Annotated in this window: 21 protein-coding genes and 4 tRNA genes; 16 read left to right on the top strand and 9 right to left on the bottom strand. The window is 60.8% G+C overall.

The window, feature by feature from the left end; all coding sequences use genetic code 11:
• The 3 genes from HMPREF3011_RS09075 to HMPREF3011_RS09065 all read right to left on the bottom strand — a co-directional run.
• A partial coding sequence (locus HMPREF3011_RS09075) for a PEP/pyruvate-binding domain-containing protein (protein WP_305764131.1) occupies nt 1-832 on the bottom strand: 832 nt, incomplete at its 3' end.
• The gene (locus tag HMPREF3011_RS09070; protein WP_070841406.1) at nt 829-1986 is read right to left on the bottom strand and encodes an MFS transporter; all 1158 of its coding nucleotides are present in this window, start codon (nt 1984-1986) and stop codon (nt 829-831) included. The genes HMPREF3011_RS09070 and HMPREF3011_RS09075, both read right to left, overlap by 4 nt.
• Nucleotides 1986-2567 carry a TetR/AcrR family transcriptional regulator gene (locus HMPREF3011_RS09065; protein ID WP_070841405.1) on the bottom strand — a complete coding sequence of 194 codons (582 nt, stop codon included), beginning with the start codon at nt 2565-2567 and terminating at the stop codon, nt 1986-1988. Before HMPREF3011_RS09065 ends, HMPREF3011_RS09070 begins: the two co-directional genes overlap by 1 nt.
• Before the next feature lie 352 nt (nt 2568-2919).
• Between HMPREF3011_RS09065 and HMPREF3011_RS11120 the strand changes: the two genes are divergently transcribed.
• Nucleotides 2920-3165, top strand: coding sequence for a hypothetical protein (locus HMPREF3011_RS11120; RefSeq protein WP_141764755.1), 246 nt, complete (start codon nt 2920-2922; stop codon nt 3163-3165).
• Here HMPREF3011_RS11120 and HMPREF3011_RS09060 read toward each other — a convergent pair.
• The 4 genes from HMPREF3011_RS09060 to HMPREF3011_RS09045 all read right to left on the bottom strand — a co-directional run bounded on the left by HMPREF3011_RS09060 (nt 3151) and on the right by HMPREF3011_RS09045 (nt 7691).
• A complete protein-coding gene (locus HMPREF3011_RS09060) occupies nt 3151-4782 on the bottom strand; it encodes an ABC-F family ATP-binding cassette domain-containing protein (protein WP_070841404.1) in 1632 nt (543 codons plus the stop codon). The two genes, HMPREF3011_RS11120 and HMPREF3011_RS09060, sit on opposite strands and share 15 nt — an antisense overlap.
• A gap of 103 nt (nt 4783-4885) precedes the next feature.
• The gene (locus HMPREF3011_RS09055) at nt 4886-5920 is read right to left on the bottom strand and encodes a histidine kinase dimerization/phosphoacceptor domain-containing protein (protein ID WP_224786594.1); all 1035 of its coding nucleotides are present in this window, start codon (nt 5918-5920) and stop codon (nt 4886-4888) included.
• 297 nt (nt 5921-6217) lie between these two features.
• A complete protein-coding gene (locus HMPREF3011_RS09050; protein ID WP_070841403.1) occupies nt 6218-6892 on the bottom strand; it encodes an alpha-ketoglutarate-dependent dioxygenase AlkB family protein in 675 nt (224 codons plus the stop codon).
• A 16-nt stretch (nt 6893-6908) separates the two neighbouring features.
• Nucleotides 6909-7691 carry an SDR family oxidoreductase gene (locus HMPREF3011_RS09045; protein ID WP_070841402.1) on the bottom strand — a complete coding sequence of 261 codons (783 nt, stop codon included), beginning with the start codon at nt 7689-7691 and terminating at the stop codon, nt 6909-6911.
• A 139-nt stretch (nt 7692-7830) separates the two neighbouring features.
• Between HMPREF3011_RS09045 and arfB the strand changes: the two genes are divergently transcribed.
• Together arfB and pdxY are read left to right on the top strand one after the other, a co-directional pair.
• Nucleotides 7831-8274 (top strand): alternative ribosome rescue aminoacyl-tRNA hydrolase ArfB, encoded by a 444-nt coding sequence (gene arfB, locus HMPREF3011_RS09040; RefSeq protein WP_038627596.1) that lies wholly within the window; start codon nt 7831-7833, stop codon nt 8272-8274.
• A gap of 41 nt (nt 8275-8315) precedes the next feature.
• Complete coding sequence (gene pdxY, locus HMPREF3011_RS09035) at nt 8316-9242, top strand: pyridoxal kinase PdxY (protein WP_236658469.1); 927 nt, start codon at nt 8316-8318, stop codon at nt 9240-9242.
• Nucleotides 9243-9290: 48 nt separating this feature from the next.
• Here pdxY and HMPREF3011_RS09030 read toward each other — a convergent pair whose 3' ends face one another.
• A complete protein-coding gene (locus HMPREF3011_RS09030; protein WP_016422029.1) occupies nt 9291-10271 on the bottom strand; it encodes a 1,4-dihydroxy-2-naphthoyl-CoA synthase in 981 nt (326 codons plus the stop codon).
• Nucleotides 10272-10284: 13 nt separating this feature from the next.
• On the opposite strand from HMPREF3011_RS09030, the gene HMPREF3011_RS09025 reads away from it, so the two are divergent.
• From HMPREF3011_RS09025 to HMPREF3011_RS09005, 5 genes are all read left to right on the top strand, one after another.
• Entirely contained in the window at nt 10285-11310 is a 1026-nt protein-coding gene (locus tag HMPREF3011_RS09025) for an o-succinylbenzoate synthase (protein ID WP_070560791.1), read from the top strand.
• A gap of 181 nt (nt 11311-11491) precedes the next feature.
• On the top strand, nt 11492-13393 hold the full coding sequence (gene menD / locus HMPREF3011_RS09020) for a 2-succinyl-5-enolpyruvyl-6-hydroxy-3-cyclohexene-1-carboxylic-acid synthase (protein ID WP_083327079.1): 1902 nt from the start codon (nt 11492-11494) through the stop codon (nt 13391-13393).
• Nucleotides 13394-13490: 97 nt separating this feature from the next.
• The gene (locus tag HMPREF3011_RS09015) at nt 13491-13982 is read left to right on the top strand and encodes a DUF3592 domain-containing protein (RefSeq protein WP_038627602.1); all 492 of its coding nucleotides are present in this window, start codon (nt 13491-13493) and stop codon (nt 13980-13982) included.
• A 4-nt stretch (nt 13983-13986) separates the two neighbouring features.
• Nucleotides 13987-15195 carry a glycosyltransferase family 4 protein gene (locus tag HMPREF3011_RS09010; RefSeq protein ID WP_070560793.1) on the top strand — a complete coding sequence of 403 codons (1209 nt, stop codon included), beginning with the start codon at nt 13987-13989 and terminating at the stop codon, nt 15193-15195.
• A gap of 10 nt (nt 15196-15205) precedes the next feature.
• Nucleotides 15206-15898: a demethylmenaquinone methyltransferase gene (locus HMPREF3011_RS09005; RefSeq protein ID WP_070560795.1), complete on the top strand. Its 693-nt coding sequence runs from the start codon at nt 15206-15208 to the stop codon at nt 15896-15898.
• 51 nt (nt 15899-15949) lie between these two features.
• Here the strand turns inward: HMPREF3011_RS09005 and HMPREF3011_RS09000 are convergent, their stop codons facing one another.
• The gene (locus HMPREF3011_RS09000; protein ID WP_236658470.1) at nt 15950-17302 is read right to left on the bottom strand and encodes a geranylgeranyl reductase family protein; all 1353 of its coding nucleotides are present in this window, start codon (nt 17300-17302) and stop codon (nt 15950-15952) included.
• 118 nt (nt 17303-17420) lie between these two features.
• On the opposite strand from HMPREF3011_RS09000, the gene HMPREF3011_RS08995 reads away from it, so the two are divergent.
• The 8 genes from HMPREF3011_RS08995 (at nt 17421) to rplK (ending at nt 22108) form a co-directional block, all read left to right on the top strand.
• Nucleotides 17421-18476, top strand: a complete 1056-nt coding sequence (locus HMPREF3011_RS08995; protein WP_070841401.1) for a polyprenyl synthetase family protein — start codon at nt 17421-17423, stop codon at nt 18474-18476.
• Between the two features lie 179 nt (nt 18477-18655).
• A tRNA-Tyr gene (locus HMPREF3011_RS08990) sits at nt 18656-18737 on the top strand.
• Nucleotides 18738-19098: 361 nt separating this feature from the next.
• Nucleotides 19099-19171: transfer RNA gene (locus tag HMPREF3011_RS08985), tRNA-Thr, on the top strand.
• 39 nt (nt 19172-19210) lie between these two features.
• Nucleotides 19211-19284 (top strand) — tRNA-Met (locus HMPREF3011_RS08980).
• A gap of 103 nt (nt 19285-19387) precedes the next feature.
• Nucleotides 19388-19460: transfer RNA gene (locus tag HMPREF3011_RS08975), tRNA-Trp, on the top strand.
• 513 nt (nt 19461-19973) lie between these two features.
• The gene (secE, locus tag HMPREF3011_RS08970; RefSeq protein WP_016422041.1) at nt 19974-20282 is read left to right on the top strand and encodes a preprotein translocase subunit SecE; all 309 of its coding nucleotides are present in this window, start codon (nt 19974-19976) and stop codon (nt 20280-20282) included.
• A 191-nt stretch (nt 20283-20473) separates the two neighbouring features.
• Nucleotides 20474-21337, top strand: a complete 864-nt coding sequence (gene nusG / locus HMPREF3011_RS08965; protein ID WP_070841400.1) for a transcription termination/antitermination protein NusG — start codon at nt 20474-20476, stop codon at nt 21335-21337.
• A 333-nt stretch (nt 21338-21670) separates the two neighbouring features.
• A complete protein-coding gene (gene rplK, locus HMPREF3011_RS08960; RefSeq protein ID WP_016422043.1) occupies nt 21671-22108 on the top strand; it encodes a 50S ribosomal protein L11 in 438 nt (145 codons plus the stop codon).
• The last annotated feature ends 11 nt before the right edge of the window (nt 22109-22119 follow it).

Below are 22119 nucleotides of genomic sequence, written 5' to 3'. Positions count from 1 at the left end.
TACCAGTGTAGGACCATTCCAGGTCCATGCCGGTGCCGAAATGGTCGTGCACGGCCTGTCCCAAGCGGGCAAGCTCGAGCACCTGGGCGTCACTCAAACAGAACCGTGTTCGGTCGCCGGTGGGGACTTCGATGATGCGGGTGGTGGTGCCATGGCGGTCGATGCGGGTCTGCTTCGCGCCGAGGCGTCGTTCAAGGACGGTGCTGACGGTGGTGTGGTACTCATCCGGGGTGACGGCACCAGACACGACGCTTTCCCCGAGCCCCCAGGAGGCATCGATGAGTGTCTGCTCAGCACCGGTGACGGGATCACGAGTGAACAGAACACCGGCGGTGTCCGCGTCGACGAGTCGCTGGACGACGACGGCGAGAGCCACGTCGTGGTGATCGAAGCCATTACGTTGGCGGTAGTCCACGGCGCGGGCGGTCCACAACGAGCCCCAGCAGCGGCGCACGGCTTCCAGCACCGCGTCTGCGCCAATGACGCCGAGGAAGGTGTCCTGTTGCCCGGCGAACGACGCTTCCGGCAGGTCCTCGGCGGTCGCCGACGACCTCACCGCCACCGCAGCATCTTCGCCCCAAGCGGCCAGCCGGTCGGTGATGTCCTGGGCGACTGCGTCGGGAATGGTCTTGGCCTCAACAGCGGCGCGGACCGCGTCAGGGCCCTGCCCGAGCAGTTCCTCCAAGTCCAGGTCGGCAACTGCGTTGCGGTAAGTGTCGGCCGTGATAACGAAACCGTCGGGGACCGGGAATCCGGCGCGTTGCAGCTCACCGAGGTTGGCAGCCTTGCCGCCGCCCGAGGCGAGGGTGGCGTCGATGAACGGTATGGTCATGTGATCCTCCAGGAAATGACGAGGCCACCGAAGGCAGCCACAGCGAATGAAAGAAGTAAGCCGGTGCAGGCGATGGACGCTGGGGTCTGCGCTGGCCACAGCCCCAGAAGGGGCACGAACAAGGCCGCACCGGCGTGTCGGGCGAGTTGGACCAGTGCCGAGACACCGGCAACCTGTCCGGTGCCTGCAAGTGTCTGGGCACGGGTCAGGACCACGGTCAGAGCCGCGCCGCAGCCCAGTCCGATACCCGCCGCCCCGAGCGTCAACGCCGTGACATCCCCGCGCGCCGCCGTCAGGCTTGCTGTCAACAGCACGAGCCAACAGCCCGTCAGCGTCCGGGATCCGCTTGCCAAGGTGCCGCCGAGCACACTGCCCACCGCGGATGCCAACAGCATAGGCAGCAGTCTGCGGCCGATCGCCGAGGCGTCCAGGTAATGCACCGCCTGCAATGCCCAAGGAAGGAACGTCACCACTGACACCGTCATGCCGCCGATCAGGAACGCCATGGCGAGCATCCCTGTCAGACCAGGTGTGGCCGATCGCAGCGCCAGATCACTGCGCCGCACCCGCCACCACCCAGCTGGTCGATCGGCGGTGGGCATGGACACGGATGACAGAAGCCAGCCGATGACAGCGAACGAAGTCGTGGCGGCCATGCCCCAGCGCCACCCGATGTTCTCGGTGGACCAGCCGCCCCACAACGGGCCGGCCACGTTGGCCAGGACCTGCGCCAGGCCCATCAGACCGAAGACTCGGCCCCGGAGGCAATCGGTGTCCAGAAGCCCGACCACGGACAGCGCGGCCGGCACCAGCAGACCAGCCCCCACGCCCTGCAGCATCCGAAACACCAGCAACACGCCCATGGCGTGCGAGAGACACACCAAAACAGTGGCTAGAGTGAACAGTCCCATTCCGGCCAGATACATCGGACGGGCGCCGATTCGATCGGTCACGACACCTGCCCACGGCAGGACCAGTGTCGATGCGAGTAGGTTGGCCCCCATGACCCACGCGTACGCGTCAGGATGTCCCAGCTCGGCGATGATCGTCGGTGTCGCGGTCGCCAGCAGCGTCTGCTGTAGTGTGGAGGCGCACATGCCCAGCATCGCGGCGCACAACGCCATCACCACCCGCCGGGGAATCTGGGGCGACATCAAGCCGCCAGTGCTGCCAATGCCAAGTCCAGCTGTGCTGCAAGCCGCTGCGGCACGGTAGGGCCGTCTGGGTCCCATGTCCACTGCGCTACCGGAGCGAAGTACGCCGAAGCGACCAGCGTCACCGCCGCGTCGTGATTCACTTCACGAAACTCGCCCGAGGTTAGCCCCTCATCGACCACAGACCCCAGCAAGGAAATTAACTGCCCTCGAGACGAGGTCACTGCCTGCTGGGCCAGCGACGACATCCGAGCAATACACATCAGCCGCGCGAGCGCCTCATGCTCAACGAACCAGTCCCCGGCAGCGCTGAACACCCGGCGCAGCCGCACCTCCGCACCGGCACCCGGCAAGTCCGCGGCAGCCATGGTGGCCAAGATCTGCTCACCCAGGAAGGACAACACGTCCTGCTTAGTCGCGAAGTAGGTGAAGAACGTACCCTTGCCGATGTCCGCGGCCTCAGTGATCTGAGCCACTGACGTCTGCTCAAAACCCTGCGCCAGGAACAACTCCAATGCGGTCTCGACGATCCGCTGCCGGGTAGCTTCCTTGCGGCGCATCACGCGTTCACTCGAACTCATGAGTTTAGAGTAACGGTAAACATGACCGCGGTCAATTATTGGCCATTGGTCTGCGAGCTCTGAACGTGTCTTGTCTGGCGAGAGCCCCTCGCCGTTGCTCCATCGCGTTCTGTTCGACGCCGCCAAAGATCCCGTAGTGCGGGCCGTTGCCACCCATTCGGCTCGGTACAAGGGCTCCCCACCCGCAGCCAAACGAAGTCCGACCTGCATCTACCTGCGCTGGTGCAGTACCACTTCTCTTCCGGCTCCATGAACTGTGGCCAGTCCGCTTCACGTCGCCACCCAACTTGATCCGCAATATAAGTCGCGGAGAGCAGGAAGTTGCTCCCTTGCCCAAAGGCGGCTCGAATGTTTGTCACGTCCTGCCGATGTCGGCTTGGTCGAGCACGATGTGGGCGTCATCCAGGGCGAGGAAGGTGAAACCCTCCTCGGGTCTTTCGTAGAGCACCTCAAAGCCGAGCAGGTCACGCAAGCATTGGCCAGCATCTACTTCACCCCATACCTGTGGCACATCCTCATCAACCACGCCGAGGTCGACATTGATGGATCGCTGACCTTCACATTTAGAGAGGACTCCCAAGTCTCATGTCGATGCTGACTGGCGAACAGAAGTGAGGCGAAGATGACGCCCGTGCCAGTGTTCAATCAGCCAGCGGTCATGACTGGCGATGATGAGAGTTCCTCGCCAGTCGCGTAGCGCGTCCTCGAGTGCATCCATCGTTTCCAAATCAAGGTAGTTGGTTGGCTCATCAATGATCAGCAAAGCTGGTTGTGTCGCTAGTGCGACTGCAAGTTGGGCCCGGCGTTGATTCCCCGCAGACAAGTCCGCGATGGGAGTGTTCCACATTGACGGGTGTAGGATTCCTTTCCCAGCCTCGCCAACGCCACCTTGCCACCTTTCCGTGCCAAACCCTGCAGTTGAATCGTCGGGAAGCGTCTGTGGCACCACGCCGACGGGTTCATCACGGGTGATGGCGCCATTGTGCGCAGTCCCCTCGGGTGCGTTTCCTGTGGCGATCCAGTTAAGAAGGGTTGATTTACCCGCCCCGTTTTCTCCTGTCACGAGGAGGTGCTCGCCTCGCCCTAAATCGAACGAAACCGGCGCAAGCCGACCTACTACTGTCGCATCTCTTAGAGAGACGGCCAGACCAGATCCGGGGTCAACTTCGAGGGAGGGAAACGACAGGTTGTAGTGGCGGGGTTTCCGTACCTCTCGCTCCGAAAGGCGTTCTAGGCGGACGTCGACACTTCGAGTTCTTTTCACCGATGTGGCTGCTGCGCGATCGGTGAAGAACTTCTTTTCTTTGCGAGCTGCGGTTTCCACCCGAACTCCACCACGGGCGATCTTCATGCTCTCGCGGCGATGCTCGTGTAACTCGCGTTTCTCTGCTTGCTGTGCGGCATGGATCTGTTGGTGTTTTGCACGGGCAGCCTCCTTCGCCAGCAGATAGTCACTGTAGCCCCCTGCGTTGCGGTACAAGCCCACAATCGGCTCACCATCCACTTTGGCGAGTTCTTGCCAAACGGTGATGTCCATGTCGTAAATCGCGGTAGCGGTGTCGTTGATAAAAGATCTGTCATGGCTCGTAGCGATCACTGGACCGTCCCAGTTCTTGACAACGCCAGCGAGGAAGTCGGCTGCTTCATGATCGAGATGATTGGTCGGCTCGTCTAGGATCAACACCTCAGGTCGCACCATAAGCAGGGCAGCCAGTTTCAGGCGTGCACGCTGACCTGGCGAAAGGGTCTGCATCATTCGATTGCTTCCCGAACCTATGAAACCTCCGAGCCCTAGTCCTGCGAGTGTTTCATTCACCCGTGCATCCAACGACCACACATCAAGGGCGTTCAACCGAGCAAGGAGTTCGTCAAACTCCACTGCTCGAAGATTGTCTCCTGCTGCTATGGCTTCTGTGGCTTGTTCGAAGCGCTTGAGCAGTTCATTCAACGGTTTGAGCACCGAGTCAAGGAATTGCGCAACGCTGCCGTCGAAAGACTCTGGGTCGGGAACGTACTGAGGAACAGCGCCAGAAATTATTCGACCCGAATCAGGCGTCAAATCACCGGTGAGGATTCTCAACAGGGTGGACTTGCCTACCCCATTCGGCCCAATCAAAAAGACACGTTCACCGTTTGACACGTGCAGGCTCACACGGTCGAGAATGAGGCGGGAGCCGAATGAAAAAGAAATAGCATCGAGGAAGATTTCGGGCATGATGATCTCCAGAACGTAGAAATAACTTAGGTCACGTCTCAGCAGAGCTGGGTGGAGATCATATGCTCACCGGAACTACACGCTCCTCGAATCGGGCAGGTCGTCAGTCGATGAATCCAATTTTATTACACGCGACGCGCTGAGCCTCAAGCGGCTCCGTAATAGGGGCGAAACTCTGAATTGAACCAGCTGCCTCCGTTTTGAACCAATCAGACGGCCAAAACGCAGTTCGCACGCATTTGTATCCAACCAGGGTGGAAAGTTTCTCATTCGGGTCAGCGCTAATCTCGCCACCTTCACGTAGTGCATCGACAAGCGCATGCACATCTCGCAACGATCGTGCTGCGGTCTGGGCAATGCCTTCCAGCGCAGCTCTTTCAGCCGTGGATTCCGCTCGTGAGTCATCCATCTCCGCCAGGTACAGTGCGGTTTGGGCCTGAACCTTAATAGAGGTGAGTCCGTGCCCCACGACGTCGTGAAGCTCCCGGGACAACTCCAGCTTGTTGAGCGCCACGACGTTCTCCAACTCCGCGGCATGTTCCTCGGCGTTGATGCGCAGCCACAGCGGCACTGCGTACGCGCTCGCCGTGATGAGCACCGCCGGCAGACCGAAGACCAACAGCCGTTCCGGAGTAAAACCGAAGGCTGGAACCGCTGGGTTGAGGAAACTGCCAATCAACCCTAAAAAGAGCCCAACTATGCCCCATGTGCGATTCTGTTCCCACCTGGTCACAGCCCATAACGATAGCGGGGCAGCAACAATAATAGGGTCTACCCCAAGGTTCACCGGGGATAGCCACACCAGCAAGGCGAGGCCCGCTAGGGCACTGTACGTAATCACAAACGATGCACGCACTGCTTTATGACGAAACGCTGCGGCTCCGGCAATCATCGAGGACAGAATCACATTGGTGACATAAGTGAAGCTCGGGCCATAAGTAAGTAGCGATGTCATGCTCAACCAGCAGCACAGCAGGAAGGTAGCCGCAATAGTGAGGTCGGCAGCTGGGAACGAGCCGACAAAGAAACGCATCCGGCTGCGCCAGTCGAGTGGGGCAGGAGTCTGCGTGGTTGCAGACTGCGCGGATGTAGGGGCAATGGTTGTTAGCGGCCTAAGCCCTGTCGGCATGTTCTGCATGTTCCAAAGGTAGCGAGAAAAAGTGTGACTTCGTGTGTTTGTGGAGGAGTTTCAAGTCATCGTCGGGAATCGCAATTGTGTCTATGTGAAGTAATCGAATTTTGACCGACTTTAATCTGTCATCAAATCCTCCAAACCTTCAATTGATGTTAGATTAGAGGCGTCTATTCAAACATCGCGCAGGTGGGACTGTATCTTTTGGAGCTAGGGACTCCAGGGTTGAACTGGCAGAAGACTTGAGCGGGACAAATAAGGTTTTAGTCAAGATCGTCAAGGGGGCGTGGGCTTTGCTAACCGTCACCTCTCCACCTGCCGAAAAGTGATGTTGATGCGGCCCTCTTTAAGCCCGCACTCCTCCGGCAAGGTGCCCGGACGAGTCTTGGGTACACCGTGAAACGCAAGCCGCTTGGGACCACCAAACACAATCACATCCCCGCTGGCGAGAGTCACGTCATCCCAGGGCTTGTTGCGGTTTTCAGTCCCGCCAATGCGGAACAGGGCCTCGTCGCCGATAGAGAGCGACACAATCGGGGCAGGGGAGTTTTCGTTGCGATCCTGGTGCATCCCCATGGTGGCCCCGGGTGGGTAGTAGTTGACCAACGCCATGTCGGGACGAAAAGCGGAGGGCCACTGGTTCAGGGATTCGTCGTAAAGCGCGGCGGCACGAAGTGCTTTGGTGGCGAGCTGCAGCAGATTGTCAGGCACAGGCGGGACGCGAACGCCGCCTGCGTGCGTGACGTAGCGGTACGGATTCGTGGCCCACATGCGCCCCAGATGCAGCATGAAGACCTGCATCTGACCACTTTTGAGCTGCGGGCGAGTCATGGCCAGGGGAGTGCCGGCAACGTCGCGGGCGATGTCGCGGAGTTGCGTGATGATGCCGGCCTGCCGCTCCAATGGAAGCCACCCCGGAAGATGAACAACTCCCGGCGTGATGCGGGCATCGTCGCGCGGGAGCTGATCGAAGAGCATAGGTCTAGTTTGCCTCTTAACCCGCGATGATTGCGTTAACCGGGCGGGAAAGGAACTGCGGACCAATCTTGCCCAGGTAGCGCAGGATAAAGTCCGCTGCCGACACCGAATAGAAGTGCCGCTGGCGCTCAATGAAGTTCTGCGGATGCGTTGCCTTCCACACGGCATCTGCGACCTGATCCGGCGTGATGCGCACGCCAAGACGGCGGGTCGAACCAGCGGAAACGTCCGCCAGCTTGGTCTTCGCCCACAGCGGCATGATGGCGACGACGCGGATCTTGTCCTTGCGCCATTCCAAATCCAGAGCTTGCGTTAGACCCGAGACGTAGAACTTCGACGCAGAGTACGGCGCGATGTGCGGCTGACCGTAGATACCCGAAGCCGAACCCATGTTGACCAGGTGAGACCCCTTGGTGCGCTTCAGGTACGGATGCGCCGCCTTCGCACCCAGCGTCAGGCCGGTGCAGTTGATGTCCACCTGCGCGCGAATAATCTCCGGCGACTGGTCAGTGATATCGCCATCGCCGATGATGCCCGCGTTATTGTCCAGCACCGTCAGCTTGCCACCGGTGTGGGAGGTGAAGTCCGCAAGCGCGTCCTCCCACTGCTTAAAGTCCGTCACGTCCAGCTTGCCGACGATTACCTCCGGGCGCTCAGCCTTAAGCTTCGCCAGGGCATCCTCGTTGATGTCGTAGACGCCTACGGTCCAGCCTGCAGCCAGGAACTTCTCGGCCACCGCGCGGCCAATGCCCTGCGCGCCGCCGGAGATGAAAATGGACGGGGAATCAGAAGCAGCCATAGCGCCTCAATCCTGCCTTTTCTTGCTGTTTTTATAAGTGGATAAATGTTATTCGCCAGCTTAGATGAGCATTTGTTGTTTAACGGCGGATTGGAGGAAACGCGCCCTGATTACAAACGCGCCCTCTACACTGGCCACCATGAAACCCCTGAAGATTCCACCAGGTCCCGGCATCCCAAAGGGCCTCGTCATCCCCGCGGCGGAACTCACCGAACGCTTCGCACGCTCCGGAGGGCCGGGCGGTCAGGGCGTTAACACCACCGACTCCAAGGTGCAGCTATCGGTCGATATTGCCGAGCTCACCGTGCTTTCCGACGTCCACCGCCGCCGCGCTCTCCAGAACCTCAGCCACCGACTCGACGGCACGACACTCACAGTGTCCGTCACCACCCAGCGCTCCCAAGTGCGCAACCGCGCGGAAGCCCGGCGTCGCTTGGCGGAACTCATTCGGGAAGCCGTGCAGCCACCGCCTCCGAGACGCCGGCGGACTCGACCAAGTCGGGCCTCGATTGCCCGTCGTAAAGCGCAGAAGCAACGCCGCTCTGAGCTCAAAGCCAGCAGGCGCCGACCCAGCTCCTACTAGGGGAATATGGGATTTTCACGCATTCGTTGCAATATAGAGGAATGAGCGAAAATCAGGCCCCTACCGAAAAGGCAGCTGAAGCCGTCGCGGAGTTCAACCGCGTGCCCTCGATCCTGTCCATCCAGTCGCATGTGAGCTACGGCCATGTGGGTAACTCCGCTGCCGTTTTCCCGCTGCAGCGCGCAGGTTTTGAAGTGTGGCCGGTCCACACCGTCGATTTCTCCAACCACACCGGCTATGGCCAGTGGCGCGGCCCGATGATTCCGGCCACGGATGTGCGCGAGGTTATCAAGGGTATCGATGAGCTGGGAAAGCTTGACGACGTCGATGCGATTATCTCCGGCTACCAGGGCGGTAGCGATATTGCGGATGTCATCATCGAGGCCGTGGCGATAGCCAAGCAGCGCAACCCGAAGGCCATTTACTCGTGTGACCCGGTGATGGGAAATGCCAAGAGTGGCTGCCACGTCTCGGATGACATTCCGCCGCTGCTGCGCGACAAGGTCGTGCCGGTGGCAGACGTGATTACGCCGAACCAGTTTGAGCTGGGATACCTGACAGGCCGCGAGGTCAGCGACCTGGAGTCCACCATTGCGGCAGCCCATGCTGCTCGTGAGATGGGCCCGGAGGCCGTGCTGGTCACCAGCGTGCTGCGTCCGGAGCGCAAGGAGGGCGAGATTGAGATGCTCGCCGTCAACGGTTCGGGCGCATGGCTGGTGGCGACACCGTACCTGCCGCTGAAGCGCAACGGTTCCGGTGATGTCACGGCCGCGCTGTTCGCGGGTAACCTGCTGCGTGGTCGCGGTATTGACGGTGACCTTTCGGTCGCACTGGGCAACACAGCGGCCAGCGTCTTTGAACTGCTGAAGGTCACGCACGAGTCCGGCTCTGGCGAGCTGGAGCTCGTTCGTGCGCAGGAGGCCTACGTCAACCCGGAGCAGCGGTTTGAGGTAACGAAGGTGGCGTAAGGCTGGGCAGTAGGGCTGGGGCAGTAGTGCTGGGTTCAGCCCCCGTGCCTAGTAATAGAACGGGAACTCGTCCCAGTTCGGGTCGCGCTTTTCCAGGAACGCTTCCTTGCCCTCGACGGCCTCGTCGGTCATGTACGCCAAGCGAGTGGCCTCACCTGCGAAGACCTGCTGGCCCATCAGGCCGTCATCGGTCAGGTTGAAGGCGAACTTCAGCATGCGCTGCGCCGTCGGGGACTTACCGTTGATCATGCGACCCCACTCCACCGCGACATCTTCCAACTCAGCGTGGTCGGCGACCTCGTTCACGGCGCCCATGCGGTGCATGGTCTCAGCGTCGTAGGAGCGGCCGAGGAAGAAAATCTCGCGGGCAAACTTCTGACCAACCTGCTTTGCCAGGTAGGCCGAGCCATAGCCGGCGTCGAAAGATCCCACGTCAGCGTCGGTCTGCTTAAAGCGGGCCTCCTGGCGCGATGCGAGCGTCAGGTCACACACCACGTGCAGGGAGTGTCCGCCACCTGCGGCCCAACCGTTGACCACGGCAATGACAACCTTCGGCATAGTGCGAATTAGGCGCTGCACCTCCAGGATGTGCAGGCGACCTCCCTCGACTTTGGCTCGCGCGGTATCGATGGTGGATGCGTCCGCGGTGGCGTCGTCATGCTCGTGAGACGTTGCGTACTGGTAACCGGAACGACCACGAATGCGCTGGTCGCCGCCCGAACAGAATGCCCAGCCACCGTCCTTGGTGCTAGGGCCGTTACCGGTCAGCAGCACAACGCCGACATCCGGGGTACGGCGCGCGTGGTCGAGCGCGCGGTAGAGCTCATCGACGGTATGCGGGCGGAATGCGTTACGAACCTCCGGGCGATCAAACGCAATACGCACAATGCCGTTCTCGCGGCCCTCGCCGACGTGGCGGTGGTAGGTGATGTCGGTCAAATCCTCAAAACCATCAACCGTCTTCCACTGCTCGGGGCGGAAGGGGTTATCGGTCGAGTACTTCGCGGTATCAGTCATGGCTTCCAGCATAAAGGTCTCTAGCATGAGGGGTATGTCTGTGTCCGCTGCGCCCAACATCCAGTTTCCGCCAATCGATGACATTCTCGACCGCGCCCACGTCGTGGCGCTACCCATGGCGGTGAAATTCCGCGGCGTCACCACCCGCGAGGCACTCCTCATCGACGGCCCCGCCACCTGGGGCGAGTTCGCGCCCTTCCTGGAGTACGAGGCGCCCGAAGCTGCCGCGTGGCTGCGCTCGGCCATCGAATGCGCATACGTCGGCCTGCCCACCCCGAAGCGCGAGTTTGTCGAGGTCAACGCCACCATCCCCGCCGTCACACCCGACCAGGTGCCGGAGGTCGTGGCGCGCTACCCCGGGTGCCGCACGTTCAAGGTCAAGGTCGCAGAGAGCGGCCAATCGCTTAACGACGACATCGAGCGCGTAGCCGCCGTCCGCACCGCGGTGGCCGAAGCCTATGGCTATGAACCTGTGGTGCGGGTGGATGCGAACCGTGGCTGGTCGGTGGAGCAGGCCATCCGCGCCGCTCATGAGTTGGGCCCGCTGGAATATATGGAGCAGCCAGTTGCGACTGTCGCCGAGCTTCGCGAGGTCCGCGACGCAGTGGGGGAGTTTTGCCCGATTGCTGCCGATGAGTCGATTCGCAAGGCCGAGGATCCGTATTTGGTTGCGCGCGAACAGGCGGCGGACGTGGGCGTAATGAAGGTCGCACCGCTTGGCGGGCCACGCCGTTTGCTTCGGTTGGCCGAGGAGCTGGCGATAAAGGTGACCGTCGCCAGCGCCTTGGACACCGGTGTTGGCATGGCCGCGGGATTGTTCACGGCGGCGGCCCTGCCTGCCACCGAGCTGCAGCCGGAGCCAAACGCGGCGGGTTTGGCCACGTCGTCGCTGTTTATTGAGGACGTCATCGAGCCCCGGCCACTTATCGATGGCCGTCTGCCCGTCACCAACCCCGCGCCCGACCCTTCCCGCCTGGCCGAGCTCGCCGCGCCGGGTCCCCGCCGCGATTGGTGGTTCGACCGTCTCCGCGCGGCGTATGTGCACCTGTAGCGGCGCAGTGCAGTGGCGCAGTGCAGTGGCGGCTCACGATCTGCTCCAACTCACGGAGCATCCAGAGATACTGACCCCGTTTATGACACTTTGAGTTCGAAAAACGGCTCCAAACTGTCATAAACGGGGTCAGTAACTCCCAACGAGCCCGATATCCGGCCTGACAAGTAGCCTATTGAGTGTGAACGACAACCAGGACACCTCCCAGACTTCGCACGCTCAGGGCGCCAACATCACCAATGCCGCCGGCACCGATGCTGGCACCCCAGCCTCGGCAACCGACGCCACGCCCCCCACCTCCGCAGCCCATACAACCCCCACGGCCCCATCCGCAGTGGTAGCGGGCCTCATCGTCGATGAGCTGCTGCGTCTCGGCATGGTCGATGCCGTAGTGTGCCCGGGTTCCCGGTCCGCCCCGCTGGCCCGCGCTCTGGTCCAGGCCGCCGATGCGGCGAAGGTCCGCCTCCATGTGCGCATCGATGAACGCTCCGCCGCCTTCCTCGCCCTCGGCCTGGCCTCGCGCACCCGCAAGGTGACCCCGGTAATTACAACGTCCGGCACGGCGGTGGCGAACCTCGTTCCCGCCATGGTGGAAGCCACCGCGTCGGGTATTCCGCTGCTGGCACTGACCGCTGACCGCCCCGCGCATTATCGCGGCACCGGCGCGAACCAGACCATCGTCCAGGACCGCCTGTTCGCCGATGCCTCCGTAGTCGAGTTTGATCTCGACGGCACCGCCCCGGTCACGAAGGCCACCGCCGCGCAGATTCGTGCCCGCATCGACCGCGTCGTCGCTGCCATGGCATCCGGCGCCGGCCACCTCAACGTTCGTTTTGTCGAACCGCTCGTGCCTGGCGACGACTCCGTCGCCGACATCCCCGAGGGCCGCGCAGACGGCGGCCCCTGGACCACGATTGCGCCTACCAACAGCAACAACGTCGGCGCAGCTGCCATCGCAGCCCACTCAGCCAACTCGGCCCCTACCAGCCCGGCCGACGCAGCTAGCACAGCCACAATTGACATCAGCCGCCGCACACTCGTGATTGCGGGCTCGAATGCCCCGCATCTGCCAGAGTTGGAGGATTTGCCAACCATCGCTGAGCCGAATGCATATGCGCCGGCGCACCCGGTTCACCCGCTTGCGGCGGGTACTTTTGCGCAGATTCCGCCGGAGCAGATTGTATTAGTCGGCAGGCCGACGCTGCACCGAGGGATCTCTAAGCTGCTGGCCAATCCTGATATCGAGTTAACTGTTGTCTCGGATGCGGAAAACCACGGCTTTGGAGTGGAGTTCCCGGATGTGACAGCGAACGCAAGGGCCGTCGTAAAGCATGTGCAGACTGTGGGGGACCAGGACCCGCAGTGGACGAAAATCTGTGAGGCTGCCAGCGAATTGGCGGTGAAGTCCGTGCGAGACACGCTTACCGAGTCGATTGAAGCGGAGGAGCCACTGACCGGATTTCATGTAGCGGCGGCTCTGACGGATAGCCTGCGCACGGGTGACAATGTGGTGCTGGGTGCGTCGAACCCGGTGCGCGATGCGTCGTACACGGGCCTGCCTTTCCCGGGGGTGAACACGTATGCGGGACGAGGTGCCGCGGGCATCGACGGCACGGTGGCGACGGCGATTGGTATTGCGCTGGCGTCCGACCGCGAGCATGCCGACGAGATCCGCCCGCCAAGGACGATTGCGCTCATGGGGGACCTGACGTTCCAGCACGATTCCGCAGCGCTAGCGATTGGGCCGCTGGAGCCGAGGCCGGAAAACCTCACCATCGTGGTGGCCAATGATGCCGGTGGCGGTATTTTCGAGACGCTGGAAGCGGGCAGCCCGGCTCTGCGGGGAAGCTTTGAGCGCATCTTCGGCACCCCGCAGGACGTGGATTTTGAGGGCATCTGCCAGGCTTACGGGGTCGAGCACGTGCGCGTTGACCGCCTCCCAGATCTGCTCGCGCAGCTGCACCCGGATACCGACGTCGACGGCATTCGCGTCATCGAGGTGGCGACCACGCGTGCGACACGTCGGCAGTTGCATCACAAGCTGGCATACAATGCGGAGATTGGGGTGCTGGACAAGCACTAGCTGGACAAGGCTTGCTGGACAAGAACTAGCTGGCCGGCAGCATCAGATTAGAGCTGGAAACAATCAAGGACAGAAGAATAAGGAGGTCGCGACCGCCATGCAGTGGAAAACTGCCCTGGCCAATTGGCCGCGCTTCCTTCGTCAGGTGCTGCTCTTTGTAATTATTTGCCTGTTACTTTCGTGCCTGGCCATGGTGGTTGGCTGCTTCATTAATGACCGCAATATCGAGTCGAACATGGGGCAGTCCGTAGCCAATGTGCGCTCGGTCGAGCTTCTTCGCACCACGGTCGATTTCGTCGACGAGAATGGTGACTTTCAGTCGCCACCAACCGGCTTGCTCTATCCCGTTGGTCTGGAAGAGGGGCAGCGCGTCCGCGTCGAATACGACCGCACTGACCCCAATGTCGTCCGCGTCGCCGGACGCACTTGGACGCTGTCGCTTCTCCCGGCTGCCAGCATCGCTGTGGTTGCGTTTATCGTCGTCGCGCCGTTGTGGTGGTTGTCGTTGCGCGCAACCCGTCGTTTACAAAGAGATCCCCAAAAGGTAAACAGAGGGTCACTTTCGCTTTCCGACGAGATGGAAAACTAGCACCATGCGCGTTGCCATCATTGCTGAAAGCTTCTTGCCCAACATCAATGGAGTGACAAACTCCGTGCTGCGGGTGTTGGAACACTTACGCCGTGAGGGGCACGAGGCGCTGGTGATTGCGCCGGGTGCTCGGGACTGGCAAGAAGAAGCAGAGTTCTACTGCGACTACCGCATTGAGCGTGTGCCCACCGTGATGGTGCCGTTGATTGATTCGCTACCGATTGGTGTGCCGAACCGTCGGGTAGCGTCGGCGCTGACGCAGTTTAAGCCGGACGTGGTTCACCTGGCCTCACCGTTTGTGCTCGGTGGTGCGGGCGCGCTGACCGCCAAGGCACTGGGCATCCCGGCTGTTGCCATTTATCAAACCGACGTTGCGGGTTTTGCCAAGAACTACAAGTTGGCGGGGCTCTCCACGGCAGCGTGGTTGTGGACGCGCGTGATTCACAACTCCTGCGCCCGAACGCTGGCGCCGTCGTCACCGACTATCGAAGACCTGCAGAATCACAAGATTCGTGATGTCTACCGCTGGGGTCGTGGTGTTGATGCGGTTCGCTTTACTCCGACAAAGCGTAGTGAAGAGCTCAGGAAGCAGTGGAGCCCGGAGGGCAAGCCGATTGTTGGTTATGTCGGCAGGCTGGCGGCGGAGAAATCCGTGGAGCGGCTGGCAGCGCTGAACGGCCGCGATGATATCCAGGTGGTCATTGTTGGTAATGGCCCGGAGCTGCCGAAGCTGCAGAAGCAGATGCCGAATGCCGTCTTTACCGGGCAGCTCACCGGCGATAAGTTGGCAGCGGCATTCGCCAGCCTGGACGTGTTCGTCCACACCGGTGACTTTGAAACCTTCTGCCAGGCCGTACAGGAAGCCCACGCTTCCGGTGTTCCGGCCATCGCTCCGAACGCAGGTGGCCCGCGCGACCTGATTACTAACGACGTCAACGGCTATCTGCTGGAGCCCAAGACTTTCACCCGCAATCTGTCTGAGGCGGTCGACAAGCTACTGCTCGTCGACGATGAGCTGGCACGCAAGCAGCTGCGCAACCGCTGCCGCGACACCGTGACCGAACGTACCTGGGGAGCACTGTGTGCAGACCTTGTTCGCCACTATGAGGAGGTTTCTGGGGTCTCCGCGGCCGAGACGTCAAGCAAGGTCGCAGCAGATACGATGGACGCTTCCCGTACAGGTGCTGCTACGCGTCAGAAGTCGGTCGCGTAATCTGGACAGCGTGTCTAGGGCTGATTTAACGAAAAATCCCAGCGAAGTCGCCTCGATGTTCGACGGCGTGGGAAAGAATTACGACATCACCAATACCGTGCTCACCGGTGGTATTGACCACTACTGGCGCGTGCGCACGGCAAAGCGCCTGAACCTGCAGCCTGGCCAGAAGGTTCTCGACCTGGCCGCCGGTACGGCTGTTTCCTCAGTGGAGTTGGCAAAGTCTGGCGCATACGTCGTTGCCTGTGACTTCTCCCGAGGCATGCTCAAGGCCGGTGCGCACCGCAATGTTCCCAAGGTCTGCGGTGACGGCATGAAGCTGCCATTCCCGGACAACACCTTCGACGCGGTGACCATCAGCTTCGGTCTTCGCAACATCGTGGACTACAAGGCGGGCCTCGCCGAACTAGCCCGCGTGACCAAGCCCGGTGGCCAGCTAACAGTCTGTGAATTCTCCACCCCTGTGGTGCCAGTGTTCAGCACCTTCTACAAGGAGTACTTGATGCGGGCACTGCCGCAGATCGCCAAGGTCGTCTCCTCGAACCCGGAGGCCTACGTGTACTTGGCGGAGTCGATTCGCGCCTGGCCAAATCAGCCGCAGCTCGCCCGCGACATCAATGCCTCGGGCTGGGAGGATGCTGGTTGGCAGAATCTCACCTTTGGCATCGCGGCGCTGCACTCGGCAACCAAGCCCGTGCAGTAGCTCGCGAGCTCGCAATCGGGCTGGGGCGCGGGGCCCGTCGTAAAGCAGTTTTTACCGCCAGGGCTGGCGTCCAAACCACTTATCGGAGGCCAGCGCCGCCTGCCCCGAAGCGCGCCACAGTCGCGCTACCACATCCCGGTCGTGTTCCGTGACCAGGTTTCCCATCAGGCGTGCGGCAACACCCATGAACTGGCCGCCCCACGGGGCGCCGATGGTCAGCGGGCCGACGGTCGGCAGGAAGCTCGGGTACGTCAACGTCAGTGCCAACTTGCGAGCCAGCGAGAAGCCGGTGCCGTAGTGTTCGCGAAGCAGGGCGGGCCAGGAGTGAGTCAGCCCATCGCGACCCGCACCAATCGAACTCATCAGCTCCACCGCTAGCCGCGCCGATTCCATGCCGTAGTCAATGCCCTCGCCGTTGAGCGGGTTGACCAGGCACGCAGCATCACCGAGCAACGCCCAGTTCGGCCCCGCCACATTCGACACGGCACCACCCATCGGTAGCAGCGCCGACGTCACGTGCTCCGGTTCGCTCATCTGCCACTGCTCACGCACCTGCCCGTGGTACTCGCGTAGCAACTTCTTCACGTTCGCGCGCGCCGGGCGTGCCGACGTCGCCAGCGCCCCGCACCCCACGTTCGCCCGGCCTTCTCCCAGCGGGAAAATCCAGCCATAGCCCGGGTGCGTCTGCCCCTCGGAGTCGCGCAGTTCCAGGTGCGAGTGAATCCAGCCATCCGCTACGTCCGCGCTGTCGAAGCTGACGTATGACCGCGCGGCCACGCCAAAGACGCTGTCGCGATGCCACGCACGCCCCAGCTGCTTACCGACGGTACTTCGGACCCCATCGGCCACGAGCAGCCAGCGGGCCGAGATGGTGTGTGGCTTGCCTTCGCGGTCGGAAAGTTCCACCTCGCGCACGCCGTGACCCCGCGTGCCACCACTGCTTAGCGCTCCGAGAACCACCTTCCGCGCAGTGACCCCATCAAAGACTTGTGCTCCGGCATCAGCGGCGGCATTGAGCAAGAAAGTGTCGAGCTCAACACGCGGCATCGCGGATCCGACAGCGGGAAAAGTGCCGGAGGCATCATCTGGCCAAGGTGCGGTGATGGAGCCGCCGAAGCCGTGCAGCTTGAGTCCGCGGTTACGGTTGCGGCGCAGGAGCTCGTCGTCAAGCCCTAGGCGACGTAGCTCAGCGATAGCGCGAGGAGTGAGTCCGTCGCCACAAGTCTTGTCGCGCGGGAAGCGCTGCGAGTCGACCACAGTGACCGAAAAACCGGCGCGGGCGGCGTGAATTGCGGCTGCGGAGCCGGTGGGGCCAGCGCCAACAATGAGCACGTCAGTGCTGCTGGGTAGAGCGACGGCGCCGTCGAACGTGGGGGAAACTCGCGAAATCGGGCTTGAGGTCATTGCCCCAGCGTATAACGACGTTGAAACAAATATGGGAACTGGTCTGCTAGCCACTATGCTCGTAGGGTAGTTTATTTAGCAGTTTCTTATCTTTTATCGTCAGTTAGGCAGGTCTCGAATGCGTACTGGAGACTACTCCGGGCTTAGTTCCGGAAGTGCTCAGGGCACTGGTGAGCACACCGCCACTAGTTCTCACTTCGTTGATGAGGCGCTGGAAGCAACAATCACCGAGGGAATGCGCAAGAGCGAGGACCTCCTGATTACTGAGCTGGGGCGCGGCGAGGACTTCCTAGCCGAGCGGGTTTCCCACCTAGCTCAGGCTGGTGGTAAGCGCTTCCGCCCAATGTTTACCATGCTGTCCGCGCAGTTCGGTGAGCAGCCCGAGAACGATAACGTCATCACGGCTGCGACTGTGCTGGAGTTGACGCACCTGGCGACGCTCTACCACGACGACGTTATGGATGAAGCGGACAAGCGTCGCGGTGTGCCCTCCGCAAACTCGCGCTGGGACAACACCGTCGCCATTCTGGCCGGTGACTACCTCTTCGCTGCTGCATCCCGCCTGCTGGCGGAGCTCGGTTCCGAGAGCGTAGCCCACTTCGCCGAGACCTTCGGTGTTCTTGTCACAGGTCAGATGCGTGAGTGCCTCAACGACTTGGACCTGCCGATTGAAGAGCGCATCGAGCGCTACCTGAAGGTCATTGCCGAAAAGACCGGTGTGCTCATCGCATCGGCTGGTTATCTCGGTGCTTATCACGCCGGTGCGTCCGCCGATATTTCCAACGCACTGCGCCGCTATGGCGAACTAATCGGCATCGTTTTCCAGATCGTCGACGACATCATCGACATCTCCTCCAACACAGATCAGTCCGGCAAGACTCCGGGCACTGACTTGCGCGAGGGCGTCTTCACGCTACCGGTTCTCTACGCGCTGCAGGAGGACACCCCAGCCGCTAATCGCCTCCGTGAGATTCTCGTCGGCCCAGTCTCCGAGGACGCGCTTGTCGACGAGGCCCTCGAGCTCCTGGCTCAGACCAACGGCGTGGCTCGCGCGATGGAGAAGGTCAATGAACTGCTGGATGAGTCCGACCGCGTCATCGCTGACCTTCCCGACTGTGCGGCCAAGGATGCTCTGCGTCACGTTGCTCGCTACACCGTGGAGCGCGTGGGGTAGTGGATTGAGCTCCACTGTCGAGACGAACCTAGGGGCGAGCTCTGCTGAAAGTTGGGCCCTGCTGGGGGTGACCCCTGCTGAGGGGTGAATCCAAGTAGGAAAATGTCCTCCTTACCTGCCGATTTGTGTAAATGACAGAGTAGTGGGTAGCATTCCATTCGCACCGTTTAAGAGTGCACGCCAGATTGCCCGAGCGGCCAAAGGGAGCGGATTGTAAATCCGTCGGCATTGCCTTCGTTGGTTCGAATCCATCATCTGGCACAGTGAAATCACCGCGAGATTTTTCTCGCGGTGATTTTTTGTTTGTAGGAGCTGTTGGTGGGGATACGGGGCAGGGTTCGGGCTAGGGGTTCGGGCTAGGGGTTTGGGTTAGGGGCGGCCACCCATCGATGAGCTATTCACTTATGGTTCCGGTGGGGCTCATCGATAAGTGAATAGATTATCCATAAGTGCGCGCCAAAATGTCAGCAAACGTGACAAGAAATACCGCCGCCTACCTGCTGATTTGTGCTCAGTGGTGATTTCGGGTTAATCTTTGCAAGGCTTCACGGAGAGCACAGAGCGAAACGAAGCGGTCAACAATTGGCCACGGAGTTACGTGCTGAGTTCAATGGATGCTGATGCCCCCTTAGCTCAGTCGGCAGAGCGTTTCCATGGTAAGGAAAAGGTCGACAGTTCGATTCTGTCAGGGGGCTCTGTTCTTTTATACGGACTTATGTCCGGTAGAGAATAGGGGCGATGTAGCTCAGATGGTGAGAGCGCACGACTCATAATCGTGAGGTCGGGGGTTCGATCCCCCCCATCGCTACTACGGACAGTGATGTTCGTCGAACCCCGCCTTGATTATGCAGCAATGCAGTAAGGTGGGACATTGTCAGCTAAGGGCTGGAAAGTTCTTTTGCTGGTGGTGAAGGGGCGTGGCTCAATTGGTAGAGCAGCGGTCTCCAAAACCGCAGGTTGCAGGTTCGAGTCCTGTCGCCCCTGCAAGTATCCGTCATCCAGGGCGTATGAAAATGCGTCTGGGTGGCGGGTTTTTCGTTTATATTCGGCGGCGGTGGGTCAATGCGAGTTACTGACTGCGGTTATGTCAAAAATGGCTCGAAAAATGGCTTGAAAGTGTCATAAACTCGCACAGTTTCACATTTGCAGCCCGTAGTCTGGTGGGTCGTCCTTTTTGCAGCCCAAGCTTGCAGCACGAGCGAGCAGCCCAGGCTTGCAGCACGAGCTAGGGCGAAGCAGCAGTGAAGTGGCCGTCAGTGAGTATCGCTGCAAGGCCAGCAGCGGAATCGAATCTCGAAGCCTGCGGTTCCCACGAAGCGCATTTCTTCGATAGTGTGGATAATCGGCTAGAATTTACGCACTGAACCAGACTTGCTCTGCACAGTGGGGGCTCGGCTCCGGAGATTATCCCTGGAGTTTGCTCTTGAAGAATTCACGTTTGAGTTTCACTGTGCAGTATCTTTAGGTCTCATATGCACGAAGTAGCGAAGGAGCATCGTGTCTGAGGAAAACCAGACTTTCCAGGCGGCGGCTCGCCCGTCCGGTAAGCGCCAGGCGACGGGCGCGCAGACCACCGTGGCGAAGAAGCCTGCGCGTGAGAAGGAGACCAACGAGCTTTCGACTCGTAACCCTTTGGTTTTCATCAAGCAGGTTGTTGACGAGCTGCGCAAGGTGATTTGGCCGACCGGCCGCCAGATGGTCACCTACAGCATCATCGTGATCCTGTTCCTGATTGCCATGATTGCTCTCGTGTGGGGTGTGGACACGCTGGCCGGTCTGGGTGTCCGATCGGTGTTGGGCAAGTAATCGGTTATACTGTTTCGCAGTGATGCTTTTCATCCCGCCTCCGAGTTCCGGACGGCGGGATTATTCGTTAGCGCAGCTGGTGTCTTGCTGTGCGAAGTGATTGCGGATGGCATATTGGCTCTTAAGACTCTTTGAGCGAAGATGCCAATGTCGCGAACCGTTGATGTAGATACAAGAGGGGTTAGCACGACATGAATGATGGTCAGAATATTTTCTCCGACGCCCAGTCCGCGGATGCTGCCGCAACTGAGCAGGATGCGCAGGGCGCACCGGCTCAGGTAGAAGCTCCGGCCGAGGGTGCAGCCGCAGCCGACGCAGCCGCAGCTAACACTGCCGCAGCAGAAGCAGCGCCGGCAGAGGAGACCGCCGCTGACGCTGAGGCGCAAGCAGCTGCTGACGCAGACGCCGAGTACCGTAAGCGCCTGCGCGAGTTCCAGCGTGAGCTCAAGCGTCGTCCGGGCGACTGGTACATCATCCAGTGCTACTCCGGCTACGAGAACAAGGTGAAGACCAACCTGGAAATGCGTGCCCAGACCATGGGTGTCGATGAGCAGATTCACGAGGTCATCGTTCCGGTTGAGGAAGTCGAAGAGCGCAAGGACGACGGCAAGAAGAAAATCGTTAAGCGCAAGCTGCTGCCGGGCTACGTTCTGGTCCGCATGAGCCTGGATGACCCGTCCTGGTCCGTCGTCCGCGACACCCCGGGTGTTACTTCCTTCGTCGGTAGCGAGGGTCAGCCGTCCAAGGTCAAGATTCGTGAGGTCGCTAAGTTCCTCATGCCGAAGGAGACCATCACCGCGGACGCCGCTGAGGAAGCTGCAAATGCCGACGGTGAGCTGGCTGTCGCAGCGGCTCCGCAGGCAGAGAAGAAGGCCGTAGTCATCGACTACGAGGTCGGCGAGTCCGTCACCATCCTGTCCGGCCCGTTCGCATCTGTGGCTGCGACCATCTCCGAGATCGACCCGGACACCGGCCGCATGAAGGCCCTGGTTTCCATCTTCGGCCGTGAGACCCCGGTCGAGCTGGGCATCGATGAGGTCGAGAAGCTGAACTAGGCCTCGCACTAAGCGGACCTCGCACTAAGCCGGGCGGCAAGCCAAGCGCCGAGCAAAGGCACCAGCTAGCTCTCTCGAGCAACCAATCTGGTAACGGATTTTGATGCACGCCATACGCTGCGGTAACGTAGCCAGGCGTGCATTTTTGTGCCTTGAGCACAGATGTGCCAAGTAATTCGTATCCCCGGTGGCTGGCACCAACTCGATGACCAGCGCCAGCGGCCATGATGGTCGTGGGCGCAAGGGTCGTCGCAAAGCGTCGGCATCCGGACGGGGTGAGTCGCCTTTTCATCGGGGCGGCGTGCCCCGGTAACTAGGAAGTAGGTTAATCCGATGGCTCCGAAGAAGAAGCTTTCTGCGATCATTAAGCTGCAGATCCAGGCTGGTCAGGCTAACCCGGCTCCGCCGGTTGGTCCGGCACTGGGTGCCCATGGTGTCAACATCATGGAGTTCTGCAAGGCTTACAACGCAGCAACTGAGAACCAGCGTGGCAACGTTGTCCCGGTTGAAATCTCCGTCTACGAAGACCGCTCCTTCACCTTCGTTCTGAAGACCCCGCCGGCAGCTAAGCTGCTGCTGAAGGCCGCTGGCATTCAGAAGGGCTCTGGCGTTCCGCACACCAACAAGGTCGGTTCCGTGACCTGGGAGCAGTGCAAGGAAATCGCCGAGCTGAAGAAGCCGGACCTGAACGCTAACGACATCGAGATGGGTGCACGCATCATCGCCGGTACCGCTCGCTCCATGGGCATCACCGTCGAGGGCGCTAAGTAAACCGTCAGCGT

Origin of the sequence: Corynebacterium sp. HMSC074C04 (genome assembly GCF_001838295.1) — a bacterium.
Taxonomy (GTDB): domain Bacteria; phylum Actinomycetota; class Actinomycetes; order Mycobacteriales; family Mycobacteriaceae; genus Corynebacterium; species Corynebacterium amycolatum.
Note: the sequence above shows the minus strand (reverse complement) of the source record. Positions and strands in the feature narration are given on the sequence as shown.

What these genes read in the sequence shown, in the direction of transcription:
- HMPREF3011_RS09070 (WP_070841406.1), bottom strand. Translation starts at nt 1,986, where the DNA reads ATGTCGCCCCAGATTCCCCGGCGGGTGGTGATGGCGTTGTGCGCCGCG.
- HMPREF3011_RS09065 (WP_070841405.1), bottom strand. Translation starts at nt 2,567, where the DNA reads ATGAGTTCGAGTGAACGCGTGATGCGCCGCAAGGAAGCTACCCGGCAG.
- HMPREF3011_RS09060 (WP_070841404.1), bottom strand. Translation starts at nt 4,782, where the DNA reads ATGCCCGAAATCTTCCTCGATGCTATTTCTTTTTCATTCGGCTCCCGC.
- HMPREF3011_RS09055 (WP_224786594.1), bottom strand. Translation starts at nt 5,920, where the DNA reads ATGCAGAACATGCCGACAGGGCTTAGGCCGCTAACAACCATTGCCCCT.
- HMPREF3011_RS09050 (WP_070841403.1), bottom strand. Translation starts at nt 6,892, where the DNA reads ATGCTCTTCGATCAGCTCCCGCGCGACGATGCCCGCATCACGCCGGGA.
- HMPREF3011_RS09045 (WP_070841402.1), bottom strand. Translation starts at nt 7,691, where the DNA reads ATGGCTGCTTCTGATTCCCCGTCCATTTTCATCTCCGGCGGCGCGCAG.
- arfB (WP_038627596.1), top strand. Translation starts at nt 7,831, where the DNA reads ATGAAACCCCTGAAGATTCCACCAGGTCCCGGCATCCCAAAGGGCCTC.
- pdxY (WP_236658469.1), top strand. Translation starts at nt 8,316, where the DNA reads ATGAGCGAAAATCAGGCCCCTACCGAAAAGGCAGCTGAAGCCGTCGCG.
- HMPREF3011_RS09030 (WP_016422029.1), bottom strand. Translation starts at nt 10,271, where the DNA reads ATGCTGGAAGCCATGACTGATACCGCGAAGTACTCGACCGATAACCCC.
- HMPREF3011_RS09025 (WP_070560791.1), top strand. Translation starts at nt 10,285, where the DNA reads ATGAGGGGTATGTCTGTGTCCGCTGCGCCCAACATCCAGTTTCCGCCA.
- HMPREF3011_RS09015 (WP_038627602.1), top strand. Translation starts at nt 13,491, where the DNA reads ATGCAGTGGAAAACTGCCCTGGCCAATTGGCCGCGCTTCCTTCGTCAG.
- HMPREF3011_RS09010 (WP_070560793.1), top strand. Translation starts at nt 13,987, where the DNA reads ATGCGCGTTGCCATCATTGCTGAAAGCTTCTTGCCCAACATCAATGGA.
- HMPREF3011_RS09000 (WP_236658470.1), bottom strand. Translation starts at nt 17,302, where the DNA reads ATGACCTCAAGCCCGATTTCGCGAGTTTCCCCCACGTTCGACGGCGCC.
- HMPREF3011_RS08995 (WP_070841401.1), top strand. Translation starts at nt 17,421, where the DNA reads ATGCGTACTGGAGACTACTCCGGGCTTAGTTCCGGAAGTGCTCAGGGC.
- nusG (WP_070841400.1), top strand. Translation starts at nt 20,474, where the DNA reads ATGAATGATGGTCAGAATATTTTCTCCGACGCCCAGTCCGCGGATGCT.
- rplK (WP_016422043.1), top strand. Translation starts at nt 21,671, where the DNA reads ATGGCTCCGAAGAAGAAGCTTTCTGCGATCATTAAGCTGCAGATCCAG.